Source organism: Sphingomonas sp. PEI4 (assembly GCF_056679955.1).
Genome location: NZ_CM155258.1, coordinates 671,252 through 697,681 on the forward strand (window position 1 = coordinate 671,252; position 26,430 = coordinate 697,681).

At 64.9% G+C, this 26,430-nt stretch carries 26 protein-coding genes; 13 read left to right on the forward strand and 13 right to left on the reverse strand.

Features of this window, described 5'->3' with window-relative positions:
• Positions 1-52: 52 nt before the first annotated feature.
• Positions 53-1,027: a quinone oxidoreductase family protein gene (locus tag AC1MLZ_RS02925; RefSeq protein ID WP_480960367.1), complete on the reverse strand. Its 975-nt coding sequence runs from the start codon at positions 1,025-1,027 to the stop codon at positions 53-55.
• A 119-nt stretch (positions 1,028-1,146) separates the two neighbouring features.
• Here AC1MLZ_RS02925 and AC1MLZ_RS02930 point away from each other — a divergent pair, with 119 nt between their 5' ends.
• Positions 1,147-2,571: an aldehyde dehydrogenase family protein gene (locus AC1MLZ_RS02930; protein WP_480960368.1), complete on the forward strand. Its 1,425-nt coding sequence runs from the start codon at positions 1,147-1,149 to the stop codon at positions 2,569-2,571.
• Between the two features lie 77 nt (positions 2,572-2,648).
• Here AC1MLZ_RS02930 and AC1MLZ_RS02935 read toward each other — a convergent pair whose 3' ends face one another.
• The 5 genes from AC1MLZ_RS02935 to AC1MLZ_RS02955 all read right to left on the reverse strand — a co-directional run bounded on the left by AC1MLZ_RS02935 (position 2,649) and on the right by AC1MLZ_RS02955 (position 8,849).
• On the reverse strand, positions 2,649-2,933 hold the full coding sequence (locus tag AC1MLZ_RS02935; RefSeq protein WP_480960369.1) for a CsbD family protein: 285 nt from the start codon (positions 2,931-2,933) through the stop codon (positions 2,649-2,651).
• 92 nt (positions 2,934-3,025) lie between these two features.
• Entirely contained in the window at positions 3,026-5,653 is a 2,628-nt protein-coding gene (gene metH, locus AC1MLZ_RS02940) for a methionine synthase (protein ID WP_480960370.1), read from the reverse strand.
• Positions 5,654-5,780: 127 nt separating this feature from the next.
• Entirely contained in the window at positions 5,781-6,839 is a 1,059-nt protein-coding gene (locus tag AC1MLZ_RS02945; protein ID WP_480960371.1) for a homocysteine S-methyltransferase family protein, read from the reverse strand.
• 115 nt (positions 6,840-6,954) lie between these two features.
• On the reverse strand, positions 6,955-7,899 hold the full coding sequence (gene metF / locus AC1MLZ_RS02950) for a methylenetetrahydrofolate reductase (protein ID WP_480960372.1): 945 nt from the start codon (positions 7,897-7,899) through the stop codon (positions 6,955-6,957).
• On the reverse strand, positions 7,896-8,849 hold the full coding sequence (locus AC1MLZ_RS02955) for an ArsR/SmtB family transcription factor (protein WP_480960373.1): 954 nt from the start codon (positions 8,847-8,849) through the stop codon (positions 7,896-7,898). Before AC1MLZ_RS02955 ends, metF begins: the two co-directional genes overlap by 4 nt.
• A 193-nt stretch (positions 8,850-9,042) precedes the next feature.
• Between AC1MLZ_RS02955 and AC1MLZ_RS02960 the strand changes: the two genes are divergently transcribed.
• The 3 genes from AC1MLZ_RS02960 to AC1MLZ_RS02970 are packed head-to-tail and all read left to right on the forward strand — an operon-like array spanning position 9,043 to position 10,673.
• Complete coding sequence (locus AC1MLZ_RS02960) at positions 9,043-9,414, forward strand: hypothetical protein (protein WP_480960374.1); 372 nt, start codon at positions 9,043-9,045, stop codon at positions 9,412-9,414.
• Positions 9,415-9,417: 3 nt separating this feature from the next.
• Complete coding sequence (locus AC1MLZ_RS02965) at positions 9,418-9,729, forward strand: hypothetical protein (protein ID WP_480960375.1); 312 nt, start codon at positions 9,418-9,420, stop codon at positions 9,727-9,729.
• A complete protein-coding gene (locus AC1MLZ_RS02970) occupies positions 9,726-10,673 on the forward strand; it encodes an aldo/keto reductase (protein ID WP_480960376.1) in 948 nt (315 codons plus the stop codon). Before AC1MLZ_RS02965 ends, AC1MLZ_RS02970 begins: the two co-directional genes overlap by 4 nt.
• Before the next feature lie 134 nt (positions 10,674-10,807).
• On the opposite strand, the gene AC1MLZ_RS02975 is transcribed toward AC1MLZ_RS02970, so the two are convergent.
• Positions 10,808-12,190, reverse strand: coding sequence for a helix-turn-helix domain-containing protein (locus AC1MLZ_RS02975; RefSeq protein WP_480960377.1), 1,383 nt, complete (start codon positions 12,188-12,190; stop codon positions 10,808-10,810).
• Positions 12,191-12,377: 187 nt separating this feature from the next.
• On the opposite strand from AC1MLZ_RS02975, the gene AC1MLZ_RS02980 reads away from it, so the two are divergent.
• The 3 genes from AC1MLZ_RS02980 (at position 12,378) to AC1MLZ_RS02990 (ending at position 14,540) form a co-directional block, all read left to right on the forward strand.
• On the forward strand, positions 12,378-12,542 hold the full coding sequence (locus tag AC1MLZ_RS02980) for a hypothetical protein (protein ID WP_164913371.1): 165 nt from the start codon (positions 12,378-12,380) through the stop codon (positions 12,540-12,542).
• Between the two features lie 307 nt (positions 12,543-12,849).
• Positions 12,850-13,836, forward strand: coding sequence for a cation diffusion facilitator family transporter (locus tag AC1MLZ_RS02985; protein ID WP_480960378.1), 987 nt, complete (start codon positions 12,850-12,852; stop codon positions 13,834-13,836).
• 56 nt (positions 13,837-13,892) lie between these two features.
• Entirely contained in the window at positions 13,893-14,540 is a 648-nt protein-coding gene (locus AC1MLZ_RS02990) for a hypothetical protein (RefSeq protein ID WP_480960379.1), read from the forward strand.
• Here AC1MLZ_RS02990 and AC1MLZ_RS02995 read toward each other — a convergent pair.
• Positions 14,537-15,145: a DUF4893 domain-containing protein gene (locus tag AC1MLZ_RS02995; protein ID WP_480960380.1), complete on the reverse strand. Its 609-nt coding sequence runs from the start codon at positions 15,143-15,145 to the stop codon at positions 14,537-14,539. The two genes, AC1MLZ_RS02990 and AC1MLZ_RS02995, sit on opposite strands and share 4 nt — an antisense overlap.
• A gap of 102 nt (positions 15,146-15,247) precedes the next feature.
• A complete protein-coding gene (locus AC1MLZ_RS03000) occupies positions 15,248-16,033 on the reverse strand; it encodes a 3-hydroxybutyrate dehydrogenase (RefSeq protein WP_480960381.1) in 786 nt (261 codons plus the stop codon).
• A 101-nt stretch (positions 16,034-16,134) separates the two neighbouring features.
• On the opposite strand from AC1MLZ_RS03000, the gene ypfJ reads away from it, so the two are divergent.
• Positions 16,135-17,049: a KPN_02809 family neutral zinc metallopeptidase gene (gene ypfJ / locus AC1MLZ_RS03005; protein ID WP_480960382.1), complete on the forward strand. Its 915-nt coding sequence runs from the start codon at positions 16,135-16,137 to the stop codon at positions 17,047-17,049.
• A gap of 174 nt (positions 17,050-17,223) precedes the next feature.
• Here the strand turns inward: ypfJ and AC1MLZ_RS03010 are convergent, their stop codons facing one another.
• Both AC1MLZ_RS03010 and AC1MLZ_RS03015 read right to left on the reverse strand, forming a co-directional pair.
• Positions 17,224-17,505, reverse strand: a complete 282-nt coding sequence (locus tag AC1MLZ_RS03010; protein WP_480960383.1) for a DUF427 domain-containing protein — start codon at positions 17,503-17,505, stop codon at positions 17,224-17,226.
• An 11-nt stretch (positions 17,506-17,516) separates the two neighbouring features.
• Positions 17,517-17,873, reverse strand: coding sequence for an ArsC family reductase (locus tag AC1MLZ_RS03015; RefSeq protein WP_480960384.1), 357 nt, complete (start codon positions 17,871-17,873; stop codon positions 17,517-17,519).
• Positions 17,874-17,952: 79 nt separating this feature from the next.
• Here AC1MLZ_RS03015 and AC1MLZ_RS03020 point away from each other — a divergent pair, with 79 nt between their 5' ends.
• The 5 genes from AC1MLZ_RS03020 to AC1MLZ_RS03040 all read left to right on the forward strand — a co-directional run bounded on the left by AC1MLZ_RS03020 (position 17,953) and on the right by AC1MLZ_RS03040 (position 23,114).
• Positions 17,953-18,246: a hypothetical protein gene (locus tag AC1MLZ_RS03020; protein WP_480960385.1), complete on the forward strand. Its 294-nt coding sequence runs from the start codon at positions 17,953-17,955 to the stop codon at positions 18,244-18,246.
• Positions 18,247-18,313: 67 nt separating this feature from the next.
• Positions 18,314-20,377: an NAD(+) synthase gene (locus AC1MLZ_RS03025; protein WP_480960386.1), complete on the forward strand. Its 2,064-nt coding sequence runs from the start codon at positions 18,314-18,316 to the stop codon at positions 20,375-20,377.
• Positions 20,378-20,431: 54 nt separating this feature from the next.
• Positions 20,432-21,289, forward strand: a complete 858-nt coding sequence (locus AC1MLZ_RS03030) for a CDP-alcohol phosphatidyltransferase family protein (protein ID WP_480960387.1) — start codon at positions 20,432-20,434, stop codon at positions 21,287-21,289.
• 15 nt (positions 21,290-21,304) lie between these two features.
• Positions 21,305-22,396 carry an inositol-3-phosphate synthase gene (locus tag AC1MLZ_RS03035; RefSeq protein WP_480960388.1) on the forward strand — a complete coding sequence of 364 codons (1,092 nt, stop codon included), beginning with the start codon at positions 21,305-21,307 and terminating at the stop codon, positions 22,394-22,396.
• Position 22,397: 1 nt separating this feature from the next.
• Positions 22,398-23,114: a phosphocholine cytidylyltransferase family protein gene (locus AC1MLZ_RS03040; protein ID WP_480960389.1), complete on the forward strand. Its 717-nt coding sequence runs from the start codon at positions 22,398-22,400 to the stop codon at positions 23,112-23,114.
• A gap of 127 nt (positions 23,115-23,241) precedes the next feature.
• Here the strand turns inward: AC1MLZ_RS03040 and AC1MLZ_RS03045 are convergent, their stop codons facing one another.
• Both AC1MLZ_RS03045 and ettA read right to left on the reverse strand, forming a co-directional pair.
• The gene (locus tag AC1MLZ_RS03045) at positions 23,242-24,438 is read right to left on the reverse strand and encodes a sensor histidine kinase (protein WP_480960390.1); all 1,197 of its coding nucleotides are present in this window, start codon (positions 24,436-24,438) and stop codon (positions 23,242-23,244) included.
• Positions 24,439-24,714: 276 nt separating this feature from the next.
• Positions 24,715-26,394 carry an energy-dependent translational throttle protein EttA gene (ettA, locus tag AC1MLZ_RS03050; protein ID WP_480960391.1) on the reverse strand — a complete coding sequence of 560 codons (1,680 nt, stop codon included), beginning with the start codon at positions 26,392-26,394 and terminating at the stop codon, positions 24,715-24,717.
• Between the last annotated feature and the right edge of the window lie 36 nt (positions 26,395-26,430).

The following is a 26,430-nucleotide window of genomic DNA, read 5'->3' on the forward strand; positions in this document are numbered from 1 at the left end:
CCTAGCGCGTCATGCTGGGCATGGCGACACCGGCGGCCAGCAGCGCTGAGCCTCAGGCCAGCAGGATCGTGCTGCCGCTAGTCTCGCCCGCCTCCACCGTGCGATGCGCGTCCGCCGCCTGTTCGAGTGGGAAGGTCCGGCCGATTTCCGGCGTGATCGCGCAGCTTTTCACCATCGCGAAAACACGGTCGAGCCCGGCGCGTTTCTCGTCCGGGATCGCATAATAGTCGAACAGCGTCGGCCTGGTGACGAACAGCGATCCATTGCGTGCCAGGATCCCGAGGTTGACGCCGTCGACCACCCCACCCGCATTGCCATAGCTGACGATCAGCCCGCGTCGCGCGGCACTGGCGAGCGACGCCGCCCAGGTCGCACCGCCGACGCCGTCGAGTATGACAGGCACGCCGTCGCCCCCGGTGATTTCACGCACGCGCGCCGCAATGTCCTCGGATTTGTGGAGGATGACGTGATCCGCGCCCGCTTTCCTGGTGCGTGCGGCCTTGTCCTCGTTGCCGACGCTGGCGATCACGGTCGCGCCGATATGCTTCAGCCAGCCAACCAGGATATGGCCGACGCCACCCGCCGCCGCGTGGACCAGAACGGTCTGTCCCGCCTCGACCTTCGCACAGCGCTCGACAAGAAACTCCGCAGTGCAGCCCTTGAGCAGGATCGCCGCAGCGGTGCGATCGTCGAGCCAGTCGGGCAGCGCGAACAGCTCGGCAGCCGGCACGTTGCGCTCAGTAGCATAGGCGCCGCGGGTTGGGCCGAAGGTGCCGACGCGGTCGCCGGGGGCAAAATCGACAACGCCTTCACCCACCGCCATCACCACGCCGACCGCCTCGCTGCCAAGCCCCGACGGCAGGTCGATCGGGTACACGCCGCTGCGGTGATAGGTGTCGATATAGTTCAGGCCGACGACGGTGTTGCGCATCCACACCTCGCCCTTGCCTGGCCCCGGCAGGGTGACGTCGTGCCACTGAATGACGTCCGGACCACCGGTCGTTTCGATTTTCGCCACTCGTGCCATGCCGGCCTCCCGTTGATTCAAGCCCACACCCTATAGAACGCGTTTCGGGTTGCAACCGATCGGCGGCGAGCCCATTCCTGCGCCCGATAAAACGTAGCGACAAGATGCGGAGAGGCACGATGAAAAGCTATCTGAACCAGTATATCGACGGCGCTTGGGTCCCGAGCGAAGGCGGCTCCGTCTATCAGGTGATCGACCCGTCGACCGAACAGCCGTGCACGGAGATCACGCTCGGCACCGCCGCCGACGTCGACAAGGCGGTGGCTGCGGCACGGTCTGCGTTCGAAAGCTGGAGCCAGACCAGCGTGCAGGAGCGTCTCGACGTGCTCGGCCGGATCATAACCGAATACAAGGCGCGGATGCCCGATCTGGCAAAGGCGATGTCGCAGGAGATGGGCGCACCGATGGCACTCGCGTCGATGGCGCAGGCGCCGACGGGGCTCGCGCATTTCTCCGCGACCGCGAAGGCGCTGGCGGCATTCGAATTCTCGGAAGTCATCGGCAAGGCGACCGTCGTGCATGAGCCGCTCGGCGTCGTCGCGATGATCACGCCGTGGAACTGGCCGTTGAACCAGATCTGCGCGAAGGTCGCCCCTGCCCTTGCCGCAGGCGACACCATGATCTTGAAGCCTTCCGAGGAAGCGCCGTCATGCGCAGTGATACTCGCGGAGATCATGGATGCGGCGGGCGTGCCAGCGGGCGTCTTCAATCTCGTCAACGGCGACGGGCCGGGCGTCGGGGCGGCGCTTTGCGCGCACCGCGACGTCGACATGGTCAGCTTCACCGGCTCGACGCGCGCCGGCATCGCCGTTGCTCTGGCCGCGGCGCCGACGGTCAAGCGCGTGCATCAGGAGCTTGGTGGCAAGGCGGCAAACCTCGTGCTCGAGGGCTCGGATCTCGCCACCGTGCTGCCGCCGACGGTCGCGGGCGTGCTCGCCAATTCGGGCCAGAGCTGCATCGCGCCGACGCGGCTGCTAGTGCATGCGAGCCAGGTGGCGGAAGCGACCGTGATCGTGAAGTCGATGATGGAGCAGACCAAGGTCGGCGATCCCGCCGAGATGGGCCAGCATATCGGCCCGGTCGTCAACAAGGCGCAGTTCGACAAGATCCAGGGGCTGATCCAGTCAGCGATCGACGAAGGTGCGACGCTGGTGACCGGCGGCGTCGGGCGTCCGGACGGGCGCAACGCGGGGTATTACATCCAGCCGACGCTGTTCACCGACGTACGGCCGGACATGCGGATCGCGCAGGAGGAAACGTTCGGACCGGTCGCTACGATCACATCGTATGCCGATCAGGACGAGGGCATCCGGATTGCCAATGCGACCGAATACGGATTGTCCGCTACGATTTCAGGTGATCCGGCGGCGGCGGCTAAGGTTGCGCCGAGGCTGCGCGCGGGATTGGTGACGATCAACTCGTGGAGCCCCGACATCGGCGCACCGTTCGGTGGCTACAAGCAATCGGGTAATGGCCGTGAAAACGGGCGGTACGGCCTGACCGACTTCATGGAAGTGAAGACGATCACCGGCCTGCCTGCCTGAATTTCACCCCCCGCGCGGGGGGATAAGCGTAATGACGTTCCGCTCGGTCTACCCGGCGGAACGTCATGAAGTGCGAATTACTTGCCGCGGAGCGTGTTGATCAGCGCGATACCGAGAACGCCGGCGACCGCCGCCGCAGCAAAGGGCCGCTCGCGCGAGAACTGCTGTACGTAACCGATCAGCGGACGGACGTTGCCCTCGACGACGTCCTTGGCCTGGCTGATGGTCTTCTGCACGGTGCCACCGAGCTGATCTGCAACGCCTTCGCTCTGCAACGACTTGTCGCCGACTGCGCCGCCGACGGTTTCCTTGGCCTTGCCGCTGAGGTCGGTCGCCGTGCCGCTGAGGGTGTCGCTGTTCACAGATCGTCTCCTTGAATGGAACCGGCGTCGCTGCCGATGAGCTTGCAGGAACAGGCGTCGGCCTATCTTGTTCCGCGACCGGGCGCAGCGCGTCAGTCGAGGTTCGGGCGCAACCAGCGCTCAGCGGTCGGCAGATCGACGGCCCGCCGCGTTGCGTACTCCTCCAGCTGGTCGCGTCCAACGCGCGCGACGCCGAAATACTCTGCCTGAGGATGCCCGAAATAGAAGCCTGAGACGGCCGCGGTCGGGAACATCGCGAAGCTCTCAGTCAGTTCCAGCCCTGTCGCGGTTTCAGCGTCGAGCAGATCGAACAGGATCGGCTTGAGGCTGTGGTCCGGGCACGCCGGGTAGCCCGGCGCCGGGCGGATACCGCGATACTGTTCCTTGATCATCGCCTCGTTGGTGAGCTGTTCGCCCTCCGCATAGCCCCACAAATCTGTCCGAACATGCTTGTGCAGCCGTTCCGCAAACGCCTCGGCGAAGCGGTCGGCGAGCGCCTTCAGCAGGATGTCGTTATAATCGTCATTGTCCGCTTTGAAGCGGGCGATGTGCGCGTCGATCCCGTGGATGCCGACGGCGAAACCGCCGAACCAGTCGCCCGCGGGATCGACAAAGTCCGCAAGGCACATATTCGCGCGGCCCTCGCGCTTGGCGATCTGCTGGCGCAGCATCGGCAGGCGAACGTCCTCGTGGGGCGCGTCATGATGACGGTTGTGCGTGACAACGACATCGTCGCCCTCGCGGCGCGCAGGCCACAAACCCGCCACGCCACGCGGCGTCAGCCACTTCTCCGAAACGATCGTGTCGAGCATCGCCTGCGCATCCGCATAGAGCGAACTCGCGCTTTCGCCGACGACCTCGTCGGTCAGGATCGCCGGAAAATTCCCGGCCAGTTCCCACGCGCGGAAGAACGGCGTCCAGTCGATATAATCGCGCAGGTCCGACAGGTCCCAGTCCGCGAAGACATGCACACCCGGCTTCAGCGGCGCACCCGGCTTCATCGAGAAGTCCGCTACGAACCCACGCTCGCGAGCGGTTTCCAAGGGCAGCAACGCGCTCTGTCCCTTGTTCGCGCGTGCGATCCGTACGGCCTCATACTCGTCCGCGGTCTTGGTCACGAACTCGTCGCGGATCGTGTCTGATACCAGAGTCGACGCGACACCCACCGCACGGCTGGCATCGAGCACATGCACCACCGGGCCATCATACGCCGGCGCGATCCGCAAAGCCGTATGCACCTTCGACGTCGTCGCGCCGCCGATCAGCAGGGGCATCGTCATCCCGGCGCGCTTCATCTCCTCCGCGACCGTCACCATCTCGTCGAGGGACGGCGTGATCAGCCCCGAAAGCCCGATCATGTCGGCATCATTCTCGTTCGCGGCCGCCAGGATCTTCGACCACGGCACCATCACGCCGAGATCGACCACGTCGAAGCCGTTGCACTGGAGCACCACGCCGACGATGTTCTTGCCGATATCATGCACGTCGCCCTTGACGGTCGCCATGATGATCTTGCCCTTGCCGCGCGCGCCGGGCTCCTTCATCGCCTCGATATACGGCAGCAGATGCGCGACCGCCTTCTTCATCACACGCGCTGACTTCACCACCTGCGGCAGGAACATCTTGCCCGATCCGAACAGGTCGCCGACCACGTTCATGCCGTCCATCAGCGGGCCTTCGATGACCTCGATCGGGCGGCCGTTGTTGCCGTCGATGATCAGCCGCGCTTCCTCGGTATCCTCGACGACGTGGAGGTCGATGCCCTTCACCAGCGCATATTCGAGCCGCTTGTTGACGCTCAGCGAGCGCCATTCCGCCGCGGCCTTCTCGGCGACCACGTCGGTGCCGCGGTAACGTTCGGCGAGCGCGACGAGGCGGTCGCCAGCCTCGGGATCCTTGTTGAGAACGACGTCCTCGACTGCCTGGCGCAGTTCGGGATCGATGTCGTCGTAGATGTCGAGCTGGCCGGCGTTGACGATCGCCATGTCCATGCCCGCGGGGATCGCGTAATACAGGAACACGCTGTGCATCGCGCGGCGGACGGGCTCGTTGCCGCGGAACGAGAAGCTGAAGTTCGACAGCCCGCCCGAAATATGGACGTGCGGACAGCGCGCCTTGATCTCGCGGCACGCCTCGATGAAGTCGACGCCGTAGTTGTTATGCTCCTCGATCCCCGTCGCGACTGCAAACACGTTGGGATCGAAGATGATGTCCTCTGGCGGGAAGCCGATGCCGACGAGCAGCTTGTAGGCGCGCTCGCAGATCTCGACCTTGCGCGCCTTGGTGTCCGCCTGCCCGACCTCGTCGAATGCCATCACGACGACCGCGGCACCGTACGCCATGCACTTGCGGGCTTGCGCGAGAAATTGCTCCTCGCCCTCCTTCATGCTGATCGAATTGACGATCGGCTTGCCGCTGACGCACTTCAGCCCTGCCTCGATCACGCTCCATTTCGAGCTGTCGACCATGAACGGGATACGCGCGATGTCGGGTTCGGCGGCGATCAGCTTCAGGAACGTCGTCATCGCGTGATGCGCGTCGAGCAGCCCCTCGTCCATGTTGACGTCGAGCACCTGCGCGCCGCTCTCGACCTGCTGGCGCGCGACCTCGACCGCGGCGGGGTAGTCGCCCGCCATGATCAGCTTCTTGAAGCGCGCCGAGCCGGTGACGTTGGTGCGCTCGCCGATGTTGACGAAACTGGTGGAGGAGGTGGTGATCATCTGTCGTTCTCTTCTAGCCCCCTCTCCCCTCCGGGGAGAGGGTTGGGGTGAGGGGCAGTTCCGGGCGGCAGCGCTTGTGGCGCCCCTCACCCCGGCCCTCTCCCCAACGGGGAGAGGGAGCAGTATGTTACGCGGCCATCGTGAACGGCTCTAGCCCGGCGAGCTTGGTCCGCACTTCGGGGCTCGCCACGACGCGCGGCTCAAGCCCCCGCACACCGTCAGCCATCGCCTTGATATGCGCCGGGGTCGACCCGCAGCAGCCGCCGAGCACGTTGACCTGCTTGGCCACCGCCCACTCGCCGACCAACCCGGCGGTCGTCGCGGGCTGCTCGTCATATTCGCCGAGTTCGTTGGGCAGGCCCGCATTCGGGTAGATCATGATCAGCGTGTCCGCGATCGCGCTCAACGTCTTGACGTGCGGCCGCAGCTGCTCCGCACCGAACGAACAGTTCAGCCCGATCGTCACCGGCCTGGCATGCCGCACCGCGTGCCAGAACGCCTCGACCGTATGCCCCGACAGGTTGCGCCCCGACAGATCGGTCAGCGTCATCGACAGCATGATCGGCACGTCACGGCCGAGATCGTCACCCGCCTCGATCGCCGCCATGATCCCGGCCTTGGCGTTGAGCGTATCGAACACCGTCTCGATCAGGATGAAGTCGACGCCGACCCCCTCGCCGCCTTCCAGCAGCGCGTCGATCTGCTCGCGGTACACGCCCTTGAGATAATCGAAGTCGATCTCGCGAAAGCCCGGATCGTTGACGTCGGGCGACAGCGACAACGTCTTGTTGGTCGGCCCGATCGCGCCCGCGACGAAGCGCGGACGGCCATCCTTCGCCTCGTATTCGGTCGCGAGCGCGCGGGCGATCCGGGCGGACTCGACGTTGATCTCGCGCACCAGATGCTCGGCGCCGTAATCGGCTTGGCTGATCACGTTCGCGCTGAACGTGTTGGTCGAGACGATGTCCGAGCCCGCGTCGAGATATTCGCGCGTGATCGTTTCGGGGACTTCCGGCTTGGTGATCGCCAGGATGTCGTTGTTGCCCTTCTGGTCGTGGCTCAGGCCGAGATTGCCCGCATAGGCGGCTTCGTCGAGCTTCCAGTTCTGGATCTCGGTCCCGAACGCGCCGTCGGTGATCAGGATGCGCTTGGCGGCTTCCGCGTTGAAACGTTCACGTAGTGTCATCGTCAATCTCCTCCCCTCCCGCAGGCGGGAGGGGTCGGGGGAGGGAAGTGTCGCAAACGAGCCGGTCGGGTTGGGCCAGCCCCTCCCCTAACCCCTCCCGCAAGCGGAAGGGGGATTACGCCGCGGCGACCTTTTCGCTCGGCTTCGCACGCACACCGAGCATGTGGCAGATCGCGTAGGCCAACTCAGCGCGGTTGAGCGTGTAGAAGTGAAAATCCTTCACGCCGCCCGCGTACAGCCGCCGGCACATCTCGGCCGCAATCGTCGCCGCGACGAGCTGCCGTGCGGCGGGGTGATCGTCGAGACCCTCGAACAGTCGGTCCATCCACGCCGGGATCTCCGCGCCACACGCGCCCGCGAACTTCCGCGTCTGCGCGACGTTCGACACCGGCAAAATCCCCGGCAGGATCTGCGCAGTGATCCCCGCCGCCGCGACCCGGTCGCGGAACCGGAAATACGCCTCGGGCGAGAAGAAGAACTGCGTGATCGCGCGCGTCGCGCCCGCATCAAGCTTGCGCTTCAGATTGTCGAGGTCGGCATCATGCCCCCCCGACTCCGGGTGGCACTCGGGGTACGCAGCGACCGAAATCTCGAACGGATGCAGCTTCCGCAAACCGGCGACCAGCGCTGCCGCGTTCTCATATCCGCCCGGATGCGCCTGATAAGGCTGCCCCAGCGTCGGCATGTCGCCGCGAAGCGCCACGATATGCCGCACGCCCGCCGCCCAATATTCCTCGGCAACCTGATCGATCTCAGCCTTGGTCGCCTCGACGCACGTCAGATGCGCAGCGGCATTCATCGACGTCTCGCGCTGGATTCGCGCCACCGTCGCATGTGTCCGCTCGCGCGTCGACCCGCCCGCGCCATAGGTTACCGACACGAAATCGGGACCGAGCGGCTCCAGCGTACGGATCGCCTCCCAGAGCTGCGCCTCCATCTTCTCGCTCTTTGGCGGGAAGAACTCGAAGCTCAGGCCGACGTCGCCCGCCAGATCGGCGAACAGCGGTTCTTCCAGCGCGCGGCGCGCCTCGGCCAATTGGGGGATCGAAATGTTCGTCATGCCGCCTTCACCTCACGCAAGCTCGCACCGATCTTCCGGCCAAGCCATAATTTCACCGTCAACTCACCGCCCTCGAGCGTCTCGACGCGTACCGTCTGCAAGCCCGCCGCCTCGAACCACGTCGCCATCTGCTCGTCCGCGAAACCAAGCCGCGTATGTGCGTCACGCAACCGCAACTCCTCACGGTCGTGGCTCGCAAAGTCGGCGATCAGCAACCGCCCACCGGGAGCCAGCACGCGTGCCGCTTCACGCACCGCCGCGCCCGGCTGCTGCGCAAAATGCAGTACGTGATGCAGGATCGAGACGTCCGCCGCGGCATCCGCCATCGGCAGCGCGTACAGGTCAGCCTGCCGCAATTCGGCGTGCGTCATGTCATGCAATTTCGCACGTGCCAGCCTGAGCATTTCCGAACTGCGATCGATCCCGAGCGCCACCGTCGCCCGACCGCCGAACAACTCGAGCATCCGCCCGGTGCCCGTACCGATATCGATCAACGTCCCCACGGGCGCTTCGCCCAGCACGCGCGCCATAGCCGCCTCGACCTCGCTGTCCGCGACATGCAGCGACCGGATCGCATCCCACTCGTCGGCATGCCCCTCGAACCACGCCGCCGCGCTTGCCGCCCGGTCCGCACGCACCGCCGCGAGCCGCGCCGCATCGGCGACCGCCCAGTGATCCGGCTCCGCCTTCGCCCAGACATCGAGCGCACTCGCGACCGGCTCGACAACGTCCGCAGCCCCCAGCGCGACGAACACCCAGCTTCCCTCCTTGCGGCGTTCGGCAAGCCCGGCATCGCACAGTATCTTCACATGCCGCGAGACGCGCGGCTGGCTCTGCCCGAGCACCTGCGCGAGCTCGCCGACCGACAGCTCCATCCGTCGCAGCAGCGCAAGAATTCGCAACCGTGTCGCGTCCGCCAAAGCACGGAATATTTCGAGCGCCATCGTCATGACCGGTCATATAAAGATTTCTTTATATGAGGTCAACGCGGCCGTCAGCGTCTTTGAAAATCGCCGTACATGTCGGCGGATCGTCGCAACGCGAAAAATCGTGACGGATCGGAAACGCTTCGTCCGCGTTCGATTGCGCTATGGGCCCGGCACCTGCTGGTCCACAAGACGACATCCACGGGAGTAGATACCTATGAAGACGTTCCTGATCCCCGCACTTGCCCTGACCGCCAGCCTCGCAGCCTGCAGCAACAACGCGCAGGACCAGACCGCGCAGGCTGCCAACGCGATCGCCGCCGATGCGAGCGCGACAACCGCCAACGCCGTCGATGACGTCAGCGCCGCCAGCGATCGCGCCCTGGGTTCGGCCGAGCGTTCGCTCGACAATGCCGCCGCTCGCTTCGACAACTCAACCGACAATCTCGACGCCAAGACCGACCGCGCGGGTGACCGGGTCGAAGCCGGTGCGGACCGTGCAGGCGCATCGATCGACAACGGTGCCGACCGCGCCGCCGACGCTACCGGCAACGCGCTGACCCGCGCCGGCAACGCGATCAAGGACTAAGCGTTGACCTGGCGCCCCCACTTTCCCGTCTCTCCAGCGAACGCTTGGGTCTCCCGGTTCGGGTCACTGCGACCCCTGCGAAAAGACACCAGCCCGCGCTGGCAAGGCGGCGTGGTGGTGGGGGCGCTGTTTGCCATCTCCGCGCTCGCGGCCTGCTCGCCCGCGCGCGAACCCGGCGCCGTTACCGCGGACGAAGCGCACCAGTTGAATGAAGCAGCCGCGATGCTCGATGCAAACAGCGTCGACCTGAATTCGGTCGCCGCCGCTCCTGACGATACCAATATACCCTCGAATCAAAGCGACCAGACCCGATGACCCTTCGCCGCCTTGGCTCGACCGATCTGAAGATCGCCCCCCTCGTCCTTGGCGGCAACGTGTTCGGCTGGACCGCCGATCGCACCGCCAGTTTTGCCGTGCTCGACGCGTTCGTCGCCGGCGGGGGCACGATGATAGATACCGCTGACGCCTATTCGGCATGGGTCGACGGCCACAAGGGCGGCGAGTCCGAAAGTATGATCGGCGAATGGCTGAAGGCCAGCGCCAAGCGCGACGACGTGCTGATCGCGACCAAGGTCGGCATGCTCCCCGGCGAAGGTGGCGAGAAACTCGCTCCCGCCCGCATCGCCGCCGCCGCCGAAGCCTCGCTCAAGCGCCTCGGCACCGACCGCATCGATCTTTATTACGCGCACCAGGACGACGAGGACGTTCCGCAGGATGCCGTCCTCGAAGCATTCGGCAAGCTCGTCGACGCGGGTAAAGTTCGCGTCATCGGCGCGTCGAACTTCCATGCGGCGCGCCTGAAATCCGCGGTCGATGCCGCCAAGACGTCGGACCTGCCGCGCTATCACGTTCTTCAGCCCGAATATAACCTCGTCAGCCGCACCAAGTTCGAAGGCGAACTGCAGGATTACTGCGTCACCGAGAATATCGGCGTGTTGCCCTATTATAGTCTCGCCTCCGGCTTCCTGACCGGCAAATACCGCACCAAGGACGACCTGAACCAGAGCGTCCGCGGCGGCCGCATGGGCGAACTGCTCGAAGGCACAGGCAAGACCGTCCTCGATGCAATGGACTCGGTGGTGGAGGCTACCGGCGCGACGCATGCACAGATTGCGCTCGCGTGGCTGATCGCGCAGCCGGGCGTGACGGCCCCGATCGCGAGTGCCACCAGCGTCAAGCAGATCGAAGACCTGTTGCCTGCGATGACGCTGGAACTGACGAAGGACCAACTGGAATCACTGATGGTTGCCGGCGCCTGACTACTTAATCCTCCCCCGCAAGGGGGAGGTGTCGCCGAAGGTGACGGAGGGGGCGGACACGGAACAGAGGTTCGCCGTTCCTCCCCCTCCGTCAGGCGAGCGCCTGCCACCTCCCCCTTGCGGGGGAGGATCAATTAGTCGCCCGCGAACGTCAGCGCCGAGGTCCGCCGCTCCCGCTCATTTATAAGCAGCGCCCGCCCCGCTGGCGCGACGGACCGCTGCGGGCAATCGTTGCGGAAACAGGCGCGACACCCGAGCCCGATCGGCATCGCCCTCCCCGCCAGATCGAACCCGCTCGCCGCCGCCAATACGCCTGCCTGCGCCGCCGCGACGCCGAGGCCGATCGCGAACTCGGCATGCACCGCCCCAAAGCGGCTACCCTGCGGCGTCACCGTCCGTGCCATGGTCAGCCAGCGCGCGCCGTCCTCCAGTTCGACAAGCTGCACCATCAGGCTGCCGGGCCGGTCGAACGCGTGATGCAGTCGCCACAATGGGCAACGCCCGTCAGCCTCGACCAGCGCCGCGCCGCTTGCACCGGGATAGCGCTTCGACGCCTGTCCAGCGCGGTCGATCCGGATCATGAAAAAGGGCAAGCCGCGCGCACCGACGCGCTGCAACGTCGTCAGCCGGTGCGCGACCTGTTCAAAGCCCGCGCCGAACCGGCGTTGCAACAGTTCGATATCATACCCCGTCGTCTCGCACCCGCGCAGGAAGCGGGCATACGGCATCATCAATGCGGCGGCGAAGTACCCGAGCAGATGGCGGCGGTAGAGTCGCTCGGCCGCGCGATCGGTGAACCCCGCGCCTTTCGCCAGCGCATCGATCTCCGCCTTCGCCTCGATCTGGCCGAGTTGGAATGCGACCGCGAACGTGCGCGAGGCGGGGTCGAGCATCTCGCTCAGCTGCAACTGGCGCGCGTGCAGATCGAGACGACGCAACGTGTCGGGCAGCACGTCGGCGGGCAACACCCGGATCGTCAGGCCGTGCTTCGCCCGCAGCCGTTCGGCGATCGCACCGTAGAGATCGCCCGCCCCCAACCGCAACTCGTCGGCCAGCGCTTCGGCCGTGGCGTCGAGGTCGGCGAAGTGATTACGCCAGCGCTCGATCTCGCGCCGAACGAGCGTTACCGGATCGTCACCCGCCTCGACGACCGCGCCGCCACCGATCCGGTCGAACACGCGCGCGAACGCAGCGGCACCGCCCGGCGCGCTGGCGAGCCATTCCTCCACCTCGTTGCGATCGATTTCGAGGTCTGCGAACATCGGGTCGGCCAACCGCCGCCGGATCGCGTCCGCGCCGCCGCCCGGCTCGGCCGCGGTGAGCGACCTTGGATCGAAGTCGAAGCTTTCGGCGAGCTTGATCAGCAAGGTCGCCGAGATCGGCCGCTGGTTGCGCTCGACGAGGTTGAGATAGCTCGGGCTGATCGACAGCATGTCCGCCATCGCCGCCTGGGTCAGCCCCGCCCCGCGCCGCAAGCGACGGATCGCATGCCCCGCCAGCAATTTACGTTCCGCCATCGCTACCCCCCCTGTCACAATGTTTACAGATCGACACACGCAACACAAGACCCGCGGACAGTGCGACCTTGCCACGTTGCGGTCTCGCCTTTCAACGCACCGGCATTGCTGGGTATTGAACGGGCATCGCCTCTCTCGGCACACGGACACTGTAAAGAGAGAGACAAGCCGATTGAGGAGGCAAGACATGCAGACGACCACCGAACAACCCCGCGCTCGCGCCGTCTTTTCGACCAATGATTTCGCGTTGATGAAGGAAGTGCTCGGCGAGATGATCAGCAAGACGTCGATCGACGACGAAAGGCTGACCCGGATGAGTGCGCTGTATCACCGCCTCGGTCGTCTCGGCTAAACCCGTTCAAGAGTTTCCTGGGGAGGAAAGGTACCCGCCGATGGCTCGTCCATCGGGGGGGGGTATTCCTGTTTAAAGGGACGGTGTGCCCCCGCCGCTCGTCATCCTGACGAAAGTCAGGATCCAGGATAACGGGCGCTGAAGCTCGTGGCTCTGGGTCCTGACTTTCGTCAGGATGACGGAGCGGGTGTGCCGGGTACGTCCGTCTACCAGAGCCGCCCCCGTCGACCTTGCACCCGACTAAGCTTCCACAACCCATTGCGAAGCCCACCTTTTCCAACTCCGCCGCCTCGTGTAGGACGGTGGCATGACCAAGACACTGACCGCTCGCATCAAGGACGACATGGTCCTCTACGGCGCCCTCGCTGCCAATCTGGGGATCGGCGTGGCGAAATTCGTCGCCGCCGGGATGACCGGATCGTCGTCGATGCTGACGGAAGGGTTCCACTCGGTGGTCGACAGCGGCAACCAGGTGCTGCTGCTCTACGGCCAGCGCAAGGCGAAGCGTCCTGCCGACGAGGCACATCCGTTCGGTTATGGCCGCGAGCTGTATTTCTGGGCGTTCGTCGTCGCGATCCTGATCTTCGCGATCGGCGCGGGCGTGTCGATCTTCGAAGGGTGGCGACATATCCAGCAGCCCGAGCCACTCACCAGCCCGATCATCAACTACGTCGTGCTCGCGATCTCGTTCGCGCTCGAGGGCAGCAGTTGGACGATCGCGGTGCGCGAATTCTCGAAGTCGAAGGGCGACATGGCCTGGTGGAAGGCTATCCACCGGTCGAAGGATCCTGCCGGGTTCATCGTGCTGTTCGAGGATTCTGCCGCACTCGCGGGTCTCGTCATTGCGGGCGTCGGCATCTGGGCGAGCCATGCGTTCAACGATCCGCGCATCGACGGCGCCGCCTCGATCGCGATCGGCCTGATCCTCGCGCTGGTCGCGGTGCTGCTCGCGCGCGAATCGAAGGGCCTGCTGATCGGCGAGCGCGCGGACCCGGCGGTGATCGCGACGATCCGCAGACTCGTAGCCGCACATCCGGGGATCGTCTCGGTCAATCACGTCCGCACGATCCACACCGCGCCCGAAAGCATCTTCGCCGCGATCAGCGCGGACTTCGACGATTCGGTGACGATGGGCGACGGCGAGACGATGATCGAGGCGATAGAGACCGAGCTGCGCGTTGCCGTCCCGAGGCTCTCCTCGATCTATATCCGACCCGAAAAGCGCGAGAACGCGACGCTTCCTCAAGCTTCCACGGCACCGGCCGGTAATGACGGAACTACCCCCTCAAACTGATCAAAATTATGCTCATCCCTCTGGTAAGGCTCGACATTTCTAAATAATATTGGGGGATGAGACCGCTATTTCGGCTGATAGCCCTGCTCGCCCTGTGCCTTGGATCCGCGCTTCCCGCACAGGCCGCCGTCACGATCACCTTCTGGAGCCATGAACTCGGCAACAGCTTTCCACATGCCTTCATCACCCTGCGCGGGGTGCCCGATGCAGGTGGCGCGCCGGTCGATACGAATGTCGGCTTCACCGCGAAATCGCTGACCCCCGCGCTGCTGTTCGGCCCGGTCGCGGGCAGGCTCGATATCGCCAAGCCGTCCTACGTCGGCAGCAGCGACGCGCAGTTCTCGGTGGTGATGACCGACGCGCAGTACAACGCCGTTCTGCGGCTGGTCCACGCCTGGAGCGAAGGCAAGCCAGACAGCGTCTATCGCCTTTCGGATCACAACTGCGTCACCTTCGTGAAGGAGGCGGCGCGTCTCGTCGGGCTGACCGGGCTGGATCAGCCCAGGCTGATGAAGAAACCGCGCTCGTATCTGAAGGCGGTCGTTGCCGCGAACGTCGGTCGGCTGACCGTCATCGATCTCCACGGCAAAGCCTATCTCGCGGGCCTGCGACCGATCGCGCCCGCGACCGTGATTACCGCGGCAGGTGCTCGATGCATCGTCACGTCCACCGCTCAGCCGCCAGTACCGGTCGTACCCCGCTAAGACGCGGGAACCAGTTCGACCACGTCGAGTACCGATTCGAACCGCGGATATGGCAGCACCACACGCCAGCGGCGCGTGCCGATCCGCTCGATCAGGCCAGCCATGTCGCGGCTGGCATCGCGGCCGTAGCGCATCGGGCGTTTCTCATCGCCCAGTTCCATCGTTCCCAGGAAGATCGCGCGGGAATCGGTATCGGCGAAGATCGTTCCAACAGGTCGCTGCGAACCATCGAGCTTGACGAGACTGACGACATCGCCATCGTCGTTCGCGTCGATCCGGCAGGCGAATGCCGTCGACGCCGCGAACGTCGGGCCGATGCCGCCACGTGCACCGAGCTTGAACGTCCGGCACCGATATGCGCCCGATGGTGGCAGTGCATCGGCTAGCGAGCGGTCCGGATTGAACAACTGAGGCTCCTTCGCGATCTCGCGGGGATCGACTTCGGCAAGCGCATCGACCCACGCCCCGCGCCATCCCCGCAAACGCCCGCGATCGGCGACGGTAGCGACCCGACGCCAGTCCTTCTCGCGAGCGTCCCCGCTACCGCCGTCATGCCGCAACGGAACCGCCGCGCAGGCCGCACCGACGCCACATCCAAGCATCATCATGCAGGCTGCTATTTCCAAAACACGCATTGCTATCGACCCCATCTACACGCCGAAACTACGCCAGTATCCCGCGGAAGAATAACACTTTTCCGTGCTCGATCAGGCTGCCGTCCAGCCGCCGTCCATCGACAGGTTCGCGCCGGTAATCGCCTTGGCTTCGTCGCGACACAGGAACAGCGCGAACGCCGCGACCTGTTCGGGCGTAACGAACTCCTTGGTCGGTTGCGCCGCCAGCAGCACGTCGTTCATCACCTGTTCGCGCGTCATCCCCCGTGCCGCCATCGTGTCGGGGATCTGGTTCTCGACCAGCGGTGTCCAGACATAGCCCGGCGAAATGCAGTTGACGGTGATCCCGTCGGTCGCGGTCTCCAGCGCGATCGTCTTGGTGAGCCCCGCGATCGCGTGCTTGGCCATGACGTAGGCGGACTTGTTCGGACTCGCGACCAGCGAGTGCGCCGACGCGGTCGAGATGATGCGACCCCAGCCCTTCGCGCGCATGTGCGGCACCGCGGCGCGCATCATGTGCCAGGCCGAGGACAGGTTGATCGCGATGATCGCGTTGAACTTGTCGACCGGGAAGTCGGCGATCCCTGCGACATGCTGGATGCCGGCATTGTTGACGACGATATCGACGCTGCCCGTCTCCGCCGCGGCGCGCGCGACCATCGCGGCGATCTCGTCGGGCTTGGTCATGTCGGCGGCATCGTAGAGCGCGGTCGCTCCACTGGTCGTCGCCAGCGCAGCTCGCTCCCGTTCGATAACGCTGGGATCACCAAAGCCGTTGAGCACCACCGCGGCACCTTCGGCGGCGAATGCCTTGGCATAAGCGAGCCCGATTCCAGAGGTGGATCCGGTGATGACCGCGGTCTTGCCCTTCAGGAACATGCACACTCCTTAAGCCTATCGCGCCGCAAGCATCCCGGCCGTGCAACTCTACCGCCACCTTGCGCATTTCGTTCCCAACCAGAAACGAAAAGGGGCATATCATGCGGCTCGACGATTACGATCCGAACATCAACGTCGAGGACCAGCGCGGCTCGGGCGGCGGTGGAGGCGGCTTCGGCGGCGGCGGAGGCCTGCTGATGGGGCTGTTGCCGATGATCGGCAGTCGCTTCGGGTGCGGCGGGATCGTCGTGGTGCTGATCCTGATGGCCGTGTTCGGCGGCATGGGCGGTCTCGGCGGACTGCTCGGCGGTGGGCAGACGTCCGCACCGACGACGCAAAGCGGGGCACCACGCGCCGGCACGGATACCGCGTCAAGCTGCAACCTGACGCCCGAGAGCAAAGCCGCCTGCAACGCGTTCAGCTCGGCGGACAATACGTGGGAGGCGATCTTCCAGAAGAATGGCCAGCGGTTCGAGGCGCCGAAGCTGGTGTTCTTTGACGGCAGTGGCCAGTCTGGCTGTGGCGCGGCGCAGTCGGCGATGGGGCCGTTCTACTGCCCGACCGACCAGGGCATCTACCTCGACACCAGTTTCTTCAGCGAGCTGTCGACTCGGTTCAAGGCCGAGGGCGACTTCGCGCAGGACTATGTGATCGCGCACGAGTTCGGCCATCACATCCAGAAGCTGCTCGGCACCAATGCACAGGTCCAGCAGGCACAGCGTCAGGCTAGCGAGACAGAAGGCAACGCGCTGTCGGTGCGCCTCGAACTACAAGCGGATTGTTACGCCGGCGTGTGGGCGGCGGCGAACAGGTCGCGGCTCGAGACCGGCGATATCCAGGAGGGCATGACCGCCGCACAGGCGATCGGCGACGACACGTTGCAGAAGCAGTCACAGGGTCGCGTGGTACCGGACAGCTTCACGCACGGCACATCGGCACAGCGCCAGTCGTGGCTGAAGCGCGGACTGGACAGCGGCGATCCCGCGCAGTGCGACACGTTCTCGGGTGCTATCTAGCGCCCTCGTCTCGATCCTCCCCCGCCAGGGGGGGGCAGCAGGCATAGCCTGAGGCAGCAGGCATAGCCTGACGGAGGGGGCGGAAAGGGAAACCTTTGTTCCGTGTCTTCCTTCTGCGTCGCCCCCGGCGACACCCCCCCTCTCGGGGGAGGATTGAAAGGCGCTCGCGCTGCCTTATTCGACCGTCACGCCCTTCCAGAACGCATATCGCCCCGCGATCTCGGCCGCCGCCGATTTCGGCGCCGGGTAATACCAGACCGCATCGACGTTCCGCTTCCCGCCGACGACCAGCGTCTTGTAGCTCGCCACGCCCTTCCACGGGCAGTTCGAGTGAGTCACGCTATCTTCCAGCAACGCCGGATCGACGCTGTCCGCAGGAAAGTAATGATTGCCCTCGACGACGACGGTATCCTCCGAACGTGCGATCTCGCGGCCATTCCAACTCGCAACCGGCATGCTGATCTCCTTCAGGCGCGCCCCAGCCCCGCCGCCTCATACGCCTCGGGCTTGAACCCGACCAGCAGCGTCGCACCGGTATCGAGCACAGGCCGCTTGATCATCGACGGTTGCGCCAGCATCAGCGCGGTGGCCTTCGCTGCATCCAGATCCGCGCGATCCGTTTCCGGAAGTTTCCGAAACGTCGTCCCCGCACGGTTGAGCAACACTTCCCAGCCGACCCGACCGATCCATTCGCCGAGATGCGCAGCATCGATCCCGGCTGCCTTGTAGTCGTGAAAGGCATACGCCACGCCGTGCGCGTCCAGCCATGTCCGCGCCTTCTTCATCGTGTCGCAATTCCTGATGCCGTACATCGTGATAGTCATTGCTGCTTCCTTCTGCTTCTCGCTGACTTGCAGATAACCGGCGTTAGTGAGAAGATCGAAATTCTTGCGGAGGCCCGTCATGACACTACCCCAACGCTTGATCCTGCGCGGCTTCAGCCACTGGCGCCCGCTTTTCTGGTCCGCGAGCCTGGCGCTGCTCGTGTCGCCACTATTTGCGATGCGGTTCACGCGAGAGGTCGCCTGGGACCGCTCGGATTTCCTTAGCGCCGCACTGCTGTTGGTTGCCACCGGTGTAGCGATTGAATTGGCCATTCGCGTGATACCCGGACTTGCGTTGCGCGGGATCGCCATCATCGCGGCGATCGCTTGCGCGGTCCTGGTGTGGGCCGATGCTGCGGTCGGCGTCTTTTAACGCCACACCTGCTGCAAACGTCTGGAAGCCGGTGGCGTGACCGGCCTGGGGCGTTTATCGGTGCACCATGACGCATCCATTCTACGCGATCCATAATCACGGGCTGATCCGGGTTGCCGCCGCCACGCCGCGCGCCTCGGTGGGGGATACCGGCGCGAATGCCGAGGCGACAGTCGCCTTGACGCGCGAGGCGGACGCGCGGGACGTCGACCTTGTCGTGTTCCCGGAACTGAACCTTACCTCCTACGCGATCGACGACCTGCATCTCCAGACGGCGCAGCAACGAGCGACGCTTACGGCAATCGCGACGGTGGTCGAGGCGAGTGCGACCTTGCGGCCCGTGTTGCTGGTCGGCGCGGCGCTGGTACGGAACGGGCGGCTGTACAACTGCGCGCTGGCGATCGGTCGGGGCAAGGTCCTCGGCGTAGTGCCGAAGACGTTCCTGCCCAATTACCGCGAGTATTATGAGAAGCGCTGGTTCGCCAGCGGCATCGGAATGACCGGGCTTACGATCGAGCTTGGCGGCAAGGAGGTGCCGTTCGGGACCGACCTGATCTTCGCCGCGCGCGACCTGCCCGGCTTCGTGTTCCATGCCGAGATCTGCGAGGATTACTGGGCTCCTACCCCGCCCTCGACCGCGGGTGCGCTGGCCGGGGCGCTGATCTGCTGCAACCTGTCCGCCTCGAACATCGTCATTGGCAAGGCGCGCGACCGGGCGATGCTGGCGGCGGCACAATCGGCCCGCGCGGTCTGCGCATACGTCTACTCCGCCGCGGGACCGGGCGAGAGCACCACGGAAGTCGCATGGGATGGCCAGGGCCTGATCCACGAACTCGGCCAACAACTCGCGGAATCGGAGCGGTTCGCGACCGAGCCGGATCTGGTGATCGTCGACGTCGACTGCGAACGGATCACACAGGAGCGCCTGCGGACCGGCACGTTCAACGACGCGGCAATATTTGCCGGCAATCCCGAAACACGCTTCCGACGGATCGCCTTCGATCATCCGCTGGTTCGTGAAGAGGGAGCAAACAGTCGAGCAAACGGTCTGGAGCGCGCCGTGCGCCGCTTCCCCTTCGTCCCGAACGATCCGGCGCGGCGGGACGACGATTGCTACGAGGCGTTCAACATCCAGGTGGAGGCGCTGTCGAAGCGGCTCGCCTCCGCGAATGCCGATACGATCGTCATCGGCGTATCGGGCGGGCTCGACTCGACCCACGCGCTGATCGTCGCGGCGAAGGCGATGGACCGGCTCGGACGCCCTCGTACGAACATCTTGGGCTTCACCATGCCGGGCTTCGCGACCGGCGAGGGGACCAAGGCGAACGCCTGGGCGCTGATGCGCACGCTCGGCATCACCGCGGAAGAGATCGATATCCGCCCGGCCGCCACACGGATGCTTGAGGATATCGGCCATCCCTTCAGCGAGGGCGAACCCGTCTACGACATCACCTTCGAAAACGTTCAGGCGGGGCTGCGTACCGATTACCTCTTCCGCCTTGCCAATCAGCGCCGCGGGATCGTGCTCGGCACCGGCGATCTCAGCGAGATGGCGCTCGGCTGGTGCACCTACGGCGTCGGTGACCAGATGAGCCACTACGCGGTCAATGCCGGCGTGCCGAAGACGCTGATACAGTTCCTGATCCGCTGGTGCATCCGCACCAACCAGTATGACGCGGCGACCGACGCCATCCTGGCGACGATCCTTGCGCAGGAGATTTCACCCGAGCTGGTCCCCGCAGGAGCGGATGGCGCGTTGCAGAGCACCGAGTCGATGATCGGCCCCTATGCGCTGAACGATTTCTTCGCGCACTACGTGATCCGCTACGGTCTCGCACCATCGAAGATCGCGTTTCTCGCCTGGCATGCGTGGCGCGATGCGAGCGTCGGCGACTGGCCGGAGGACCTGCCGGCCGACGCACGCGTTGCCTACGACCTGCCGACGATCCGGAAATGGCTCGAGAAATTCCTGTTCCGATTTTTCGCGACGAGCCAGTTCAAGCGATCGGCGATGCCCAACGGACCGAAGGTCTCAGGCGGCGGCGCGTTATCCCCGCGCGGCGATTGGCGTGCGCCTTCGGACGGGATCGCAACCGCTTGGATCGAAGAATTGCGGTCAAGCGTTCCGTAGGGTTAGCCACGCCATCTTGCATAATCTGTGTGTCGGGCGCATTGTGAAAATCCTATGACAGTGGCTCCACCGGATGGATCGCGCGATCGCCGGATCGAGATCCCATCTAACCTTTGGCTGATTCACCCGGCGGGACGCGCGTTGCTCCCGCTTGCGTTGGCGCGCGGGATTTCCGCGAATTCGGTGTCGGTGGCCGGGCTCTGCCTCGGCGGAGCGGCCGCGCTCGCCTATACGCAATGGGGCAATTGGGCGCTCACGCTGGTGGGTCTGGCGCTGTCGATCGGGTGGCTGATCGCCGACGGACTCGACGGCATGGTAGCGCGCGCGACCAAGACGGCGAGCCCGCTTGGCCGGATGCTCGACGGACTGTGCGATCACGGCGTGTTCGCGCTGATCTACATCTCGCTCGCGCTGACGATCGACACGCCGGATGGCTGGATTCTCGCTTTTGCCGCCGGTGGCGCACATGCGGTGCAGTCGAACATGTACGAAGGCGAGCGTTCGCGCTTCCATCGCCGCATCAGGGGCGTGGCGCTCGACGCGCTTCCCGTTCCCACCGGCAACGCGCTCGTCCGCTTCTATGATGGGGTCGCCAGCAGCATCGACCGTATCGCCATGCCATTCGAGCGGACGCTCGGTCAGGCTAGCGATCCGGTCGCGCTGGGCGCCAGTTACGGGGTCCGCGCCGTCGCGCCATTGCGCTTGATGGCCTTGCTTACCGCGAATGTCCGGGTATGGGCGATCTTCGTCGCCTGCTTCGTGGGCAACCCACGCATCTTCTGGTGGTTCGAGATCGTCGCCTTGACGCTCGTCGCCATCGTCGGGCTCGTCTGGCACCGTCGTGTCGAACGTGCTTTCGTCCGTAGCACAATGTCGCGACCGAAGACCGCGTCGCGCATGCATCTTTCGTAAGGAACAGGGTCAGTAATGAATAGCATTCGGATCGCCGTGGTCGGCATCGGCAACTGCGCGAGCTCGCTCGTCCAGGGTCTCGAGCATTATCGCGAGGGGGCAAACGACCAGGTTGGCCTGATGCATTTCGACATGGGCGGCTACAAGCCAAGCGACATCAAGGTCGTCGCGGCCTGGGACGTCGATCGTCGCAAGGTCGGCAAGGACGTGGCCGAGGCGATCTTCGCCAAGCCGAACTGCACCGCAGTGTTCGCACCCAACGTCGGCAACACCGGCACGATCGTGAAGATGGGCAAGAAGCTCGACGGCGTCGCCGAGCACATGGCCGATTTCAAGGACGACCGTACGTTCCTGGTCGCCGACGCGCCCGAGCCGACGCGTGAAGAGGTCATCGCCGAACTGAAGGCGTCGGGCGCCGACGTGCTGATGAACTACCTGCCCGTAGGGTCGCAGGAAGCCACCGAATTCTACGCCGAGTGCGCGATCGAAGCGGGCGTGGCGTTCGTCAACAACATCCCCGTCTTCATCGCGTCGAACCCCGTATGGGCGAAGAAGTTCGAAGACGCCGGCGTCGCGATCATCGGCGACGACATCAAGGCTCAGCTCGGCGCGACGATCGTCCACCGCGTGCTGACCGACCTGTTCGCCAAGCGCGGCGTGAAGCTGGATCGCACGTATCAGCTCAATACCGGCGGCAACACCGACTTCCTCAACATGTCGAACCATCGCCGTCTGGAATCGAAGAAGATCTCGAAGACCGAAGCGGTCCAGTCGGTCGCAGCCGAGCGGATGGACGACGACAACGTGCATATCGGTCCGTCGGACTATGTGCCCTGGCAGAACGACAACAAGGTCTGCTTCCTGCGCATGGAAGGCCAACTGTTCGGCGGCGTGCCGATGAACATCGAACTGCGTCTCTCGGTCGAGGACAGCCCCAACTCGGCGGGTGTCGCGATCGACATGATCCGCTGCGCCAAGATCGCCAAGGATCGCGGCATCGCCGGCGTGATCGACCCTGCCTCGGCGTATTTCTGCAAGCACCCGCGCACGCAGATGACCGACGATCTCGCGCAGATCGAAGTCGAGCGGTTCATCAAGGCCGCCTGACATGATCGACACGGCTGTCATCCTCGCCGCCGGGGAAGGCAGCCGCCTTCGTACGTCCGCCCCGTACAAGCCGCTCTGCGCGGTGGCGGGGCGGCCGTTGATCGCACACGCGCTCGAGGGACTGGCCGAGGCTGGTTTCGCGCGCGCGATCGTGACGGTCAGCTACGGGCGCGAGGCAATCGAGGCGTATCTCGCAAGCCGGCGCTGGCCGCTGGCAGTCGAGACGGTTCTGGCGGACCACCGCAAGCCGAACGGCGTTTCGGTACTCGCGGCGCGTGATGCACTCGCGGGCAGCGAAGCAATCCTCGCGATGTGCGACCACCTCGTCAGCCCAGACCTCTACGCCCGCATGGCGAAAGCCGGTGCTGGCGGCGGCCTCCGTCTCGGTATCGACCGGCGGCTCGGCCACGATTGGGTAGACCCGGAAGACGTGACCTGCGTCGCGACCGCAGGCGATCGCATCGTCGCGATCGGCAAGGGCCTCGAACCACACGACTGCTATGACACCGGCGTGTTCGCGATCGGGCCGGCGCTTTCGGACGCACTGGCAACGCTGGCCAGCCCATCGCTAACGGAAGGCGTCCGCTTGCTAGCCGCGCAGGGCCTGGCTCGCATCGTCGATTGCAGCGACATCGACTGGATCGACGTCGACGACGGCCCCGCACTCGCCAAGGCCGAAGCCTGGATGGCGACCAAGGCAGACGCGGTAGCAGCCTGAGACAGTGTTCTCCTGCGAACGCAGGAGTCCAGGATACCAAACGAAACGCTTCCGGCCCCGGACTCCTGCGTTCGCAGGAGAACACTGCCGAGGCATCCTGACTTTCGTCAGGATGCCGGAGCGGCCGTCAGGATGAAGCCAATTCGACCCGCGGATCGGGCACGTCGAGCGTCGCGCACGTCCCAACCGCCGCGTTCTCGATCACGATCGTCCCCCGCAACTGCCGCGCGAGGCTGCCGATCATCCGCATCCCGAGGCTCTTGCGCGACGCCGTCTTCAGGTCGAAGTCCGCCGGCAATCCGGCCCCGGTATCCGACACCGTCAACACGATCCGCCCCGCCGCACTGCGGATCGTCACCGCAATCGCGCCACCCGCATCGTCATACGCATATTTGATCGCGTTGGTGACGAGCTCGGTAACCAGCAGCCCGACCGGAATAGCCGTATCCGCGCTGATCAGGATCGCATCGATGTCGCACTCGATCCGGTGGTTGGGCGCCTGCTCGGCCAGTCCCGTCGCGATGCCGCACACCAGATCGTTCAGCGCGACGATCCCGACCTGCTCGCCGCGCCAGAGCTGATCGTGCGTCTGCGCGATCGCCGTGATCCGCGCCTGCGCATCGCCGAGCAGCCGCGTGATCCGCGGATCGTCGTCCTCCTGCATCTGCAGGTTGAGCATCGCCGAGACGAGCGCCAAGCTGTTCTTCACACGGTGGCTGGCCTCCCGCGTAAGCAGTTCCTGATGCTCCATCGCGTCGCTCAGCCGCTGTTCGGCCTGCTGCCGCTCGATCGCCACGCCGATCAGGTTGGCGAACCCCTGCATGAACGACAGGTCGGCTGGCTCGAACTTGCCCTCGTCCGGGCTGTCGACCTCGATCACGCCAAACCGCTTGCCCGACGTCTCGACCAATACGTTGATTGCACGGCGGATGTTGTGCTCGGCCATGAACGCGGGCGTGCGAAACCGCTCCTCGTTCTCCAGATGGTTCGAGATCACTGCCTCGCCCGTCTCCAGCGCAAACCCCGCGGGCGACGCGAGATCGATCCGCATCTCGGTCGAGCCCACAACGCCGGGCGCCCAACCAGTCCCCGCACGCACCAGCAAACTATCCTGCTCAGGCCGATATTCGAGGAACTTGCAGTATTTCGACCGCATCCCCTCGGCACACAATTCGGTTGCCCGCTGCAGCATGGGATCCAGATCCCGCGCGCGCAGGGCCTCGATCCCGAAATCGGCGAGGATAGACTGTTGGCGAAGCCGATACTGAAGCTCGCCCGCACCCGGGGGGGCATCACCACCCGGAGATTGCTCGATAACTGTCACGCCTGCTCCGTTCGTCGGAATTACGGGTCTCCCCTACCGGCCTCGGCTAGAGGATCAACAAGGCGGTTGCATGGCGGCCATTGGACCCACCTGCGATGCCGCGATATCTTCGCACACGCGGTCATTCAGCATCAGACCCAGATCCGCGATCCGATCACCTTACCCGTCATCCTGACGAACGTCAGGATGACGGGGTTTTTACCAAACTCACGAAGGCCTGTCCGCCGCAAGTCCGCCGCAGCCCGGCAATCCGGGCTCGCGGCAGGCTCCAGTCGATCAGCGAGTGAGCTTCTTGTACGCCAACCGCGTAGGCCGATCCGCAGCATCGCCCATGCGACGACGCTTGTCCTCTTCGTACGACGCATAATTGCCCTCGAACCACTCGACATGGCTGTCGCCTTCGAACGCCAGGATGTGCGTCGCAAGGCGATCGAGGAAGAAGCGGTCATGGCTGATGACCACCGCGCAACCCGCGAACGTCTCCAGCGCCTCTTCGAGCGCACGCAGCGTCTCGACGTCGAGATCGTTGGTCGGCTCATCGAGCAGGAGGACGTTGCCACCCTCCTTGAGCATCTTGGCCATGTGCACGCGGTTGCGCTCGCCGCCCGACAGCTGGCCGACCTTTTTCTGCTGGTCGGCCCCGCGGAAGTTGAACGCGCCGACATACGCCCGCGTCCCCATCTCCTGCTTGCCGAAGCGGAAGATCTCCAGCTCGTCGGAGATTTCCTGCCAGACGTTCTTGTTCGGATCGAGATCGTCGCGGCTCTGGTCGACGTAACCGAGCTTGACGGTCGAGCCGACCTCGATCGTGCCCTCGTCCGGCGTTTCCTGCCCGGTGATGAGCTTGAACAGGGTCGACTTGCCGGCGCCGTTGGGGCCGATCACGCCGACGATGCCGCCCGGGGGCAGCGTGAAGTCGAGACCGTCGAACAACAGCTTGTCGCCGTACGACTTGGTCAGGCCCTTGGCCTCGATCACCTTGCCGCCGAGACGGGCGGGCAGCTGGATCAGGATCGCGGCCTTACCGGCGACGCGATTCTCCTGCTTCTCCATCAGCTCGTCGAACGCGCGGATACGCGCCTTGGACTTGGTCTGGCGCGCCTTGGGAGTCTGGCGCATCCACGCCAGCTCGTCGGCGATCGCCTTCTGCTTGCCCTGCTCTTCGCGTTCTTCCTGGCTCAGGCGCAGCGCCTTCTTCTCCAGATAGCCCGAATAGTTGCTCTCGTAGGTGTAGTAGCGCCCACGATCGAGCTCGAGCACCCAGTTGACGACGTTGTCGAGGAAGTAGCGGTCATGCGTCACGAGGATGACGTTGCCGGTATATTCCTTGAGGTAGTTTTCCAGCCACGACACGCTTTCGGCGTCGAGATGGTTGGTCGGCTCATCGAGCAGCAGGATCTGCGGCTTTTCCAGCAGTAGCTTGCAGAGCGCGACGCGGCGCTTCTCACCGCCCGAGAGATTGACCACCGACGCGTCGCCCGGCGGGCAGCGCAGTGCCTCCATCGCCTGTTCGAGCTGACTGTCGAGCGCCCAGCCGTCGACCGCGTCGATCTTGGCTTGAAGCTCCCCCATCTCCTCCATCAGCGCGTCGAAGTCGGTGTCGTCCTGCGGATCGCCCATCTCGGCCGAGATCGCGTTGAACCGATCGACCAGATCCGCGACCGGACGGACGCCGTCCTTGACGTTGCCCATCACGTCCTTGGTCGGATCGAGCTGCGGCTCCTGCGCCAGATAGCCGACGTTGACGCCTTCCGCCGCCCAGGCCTCGCCGGTAAAATCGGGATCCATGCCGGCCATGATCTTCATCAGCGTGGACTTGCCCGAGCCGTTCGGGCCGATGATCGCGATCTTCGCCGACGGGATGAACTGCAGGTGGATGTTGTTGAGAACGGGCTTGTTGGCACCGGGGAAGGTCTTCGACAGACCCTTCATGACGTAGGTATACTGGACGGCCATGTGGGTGCCGAGCTCCGTTTTGAATAAGGGCAGGAT

Excerpts from the sequence above, each read along its gene's own strand:
- AC1MLZ_RS02955 (WP_480960373.1), bottom strand. The coding sequence starts at position 8,849 with ATGACGATGGCGCTCGAAATATTCCGTGCTTTGGCGGACGCGACACGG.
- metF (WP_480960372.1), bottom strand. The coding sequence starts at position 7,899 with ATGACGAACATTTCGATCCCCCAATTGGCCGAGGCGCGCCGCGCGCTG.
- AC1MLZ_RS02970 (WP_480960376.1), top strand. The coding sequence starts at position 9,726 with ATGACCCTTCGCCGCCTTGGCTCGACCGATCTGAAGATCGCCCCCCTC.
- AC1MLZ_RS03015 (WP_480960384.1), bottom strand. The coding sequence starts at position 17,873 with ATGACTATCACGATGTACGGCATCAGGAATTGCGACACGATGAAGAAG.
- AC1MLZ_RS02990 (WP_480960379.1), top strand. The coding sequence starts at position 13,893 with ATGAGACCGCTATTTCGGCTGATAGCCCTGCTCGCCCTGTGCCTTGGA.
- AC1MLZ_RS02960 (WP_480960374.1), top strand. The coding sequence starts at position 9,043 with ATGAAGACGTTCCTGATCCCCGCACTTGCCCTGACCGCCAGCCTCGCA.
- AC1MLZ_RS02995 (WP_480960380.1), bottom strand. The coding sequence starts at position 15,145 with ATGATGCTTGGATGTGGCGTCGGTGCGGCCTGCGCGGCGGTTCCGTTG.
- metH (WP_480960370.1), bottom strand. The coding sequence starts at position 5,653 with ATGATCACCACCTCCTCCACCAGTTTCGTCAACATCGGCGAGCGCACC.
- AC1MLZ_RS02980 (WP_164913371.1), top strand. The coding sequence starts at position 12,378 with ATGCAGACGACCACCGAACAACCCCGCGCTCGCGCCGTCTTTTCGACC.
- AC1MLZ_RS02945 (WP_480960371.1), bottom strand. The coding sequence starts at position 6,839 with ATGACACTACGTGAACGTTTCAACGCGGAAGCCGCCAAGCGCATCCTG.
- AC1MLZ_RS03040 (WP_480960389.1), top strand. The coding sequence starts at position 22,398 with ATGATCGACACGGCTGTCATCCTCGCCGCCGGGGAAGGCAGCCGCCTT.
- AC1MLZ_RS02985 (WP_480960378.1), top strand. The coding sequence starts at position 12,850 with ATGACCAAGACACTGACCGCTCGCATCAAGGACGACATGGTCCTCTAC.
- ypfJ (WP_480960382.1), top strand. The coding sequence starts at position 16,135 with ATGCGGCTCGACGATTACGATCCGAACATCAACGTCGAGGACCAGCGC.
- AC1MLZ_RS03025 (WP_480960386.1), top strand. The coding sequence starts at position 18,314 with ATGACGCATCCATTCTACGCGATCCATAATCACGGGCTGATCCGGGTT.
- AC1MLZ_RS02975 (WP_480960377.1), bottom strand. The coding sequence starts at position 12,190 with ATGGCGGAACGTAAATTGCTGGCGGGGCATGCGATCCGTCGCTTGCGG.
- AC1MLZ_RS03010 (WP_480960383.1), bottom strand. The coding sequence starts at position 17,505 with ATGCCGGTTGCGAGTTGGAATGGCCGCGAGATCGCACGTTCGGAGGAT.
- AC1MLZ_RS03000 (WP_480960381.1), bottom strand. The coding sequence starts at position 16,033 with ATGTTCCTGAAGGGCAAGACCGCGGTCATCACCGGATCCACCTCTGGA.
- AC1MLZ_RS03020 (WP_480960385.1), top strand. The coding sequence starts at position 17,953 with ATGACACTACCCCAACGCTTGATCCTGCGCGGCTTCAGCCACTGGCGC.
- AC1MLZ_RS03030 (WP_480960387.1), top strand. The coding sequence starts at position 20,432 with ATGACAGTGGCTCCACCGGATGGATCGCGCGATCGCCGGATCGAGATC.
- AC1MLZ_RS03035 (WP_480960388.1), top strand. The coding sequence starts at position 21,305 with ATGAATAGCATTCGGATCGCCGTGGTCGGCATCGGCAACTGCGCGAGC.
- AC1MLZ_RS02925 (WP_480960367.1), bottom strand. The coding sequence starts at position 1,027 with ATGGCACGAGTGGCGAAAATCGAAACGACCGGTGGTCCGGACGTCATT.
- ettA (WP_480960391.1), bottom strand. The coding sequence starts at position 26,394 with ATGGCCGTCCAGTATACCTACGTCATGAAGGGTCTGTCGAAGACCTTC.
- AC1MLZ_RS02930 (WP_480960368.1), top strand. The coding sequence starts at position 1,147 with ATGAAAAGCTATCTGAACCAGTATATCGACGGCGCTTGGGTCCCGAGC.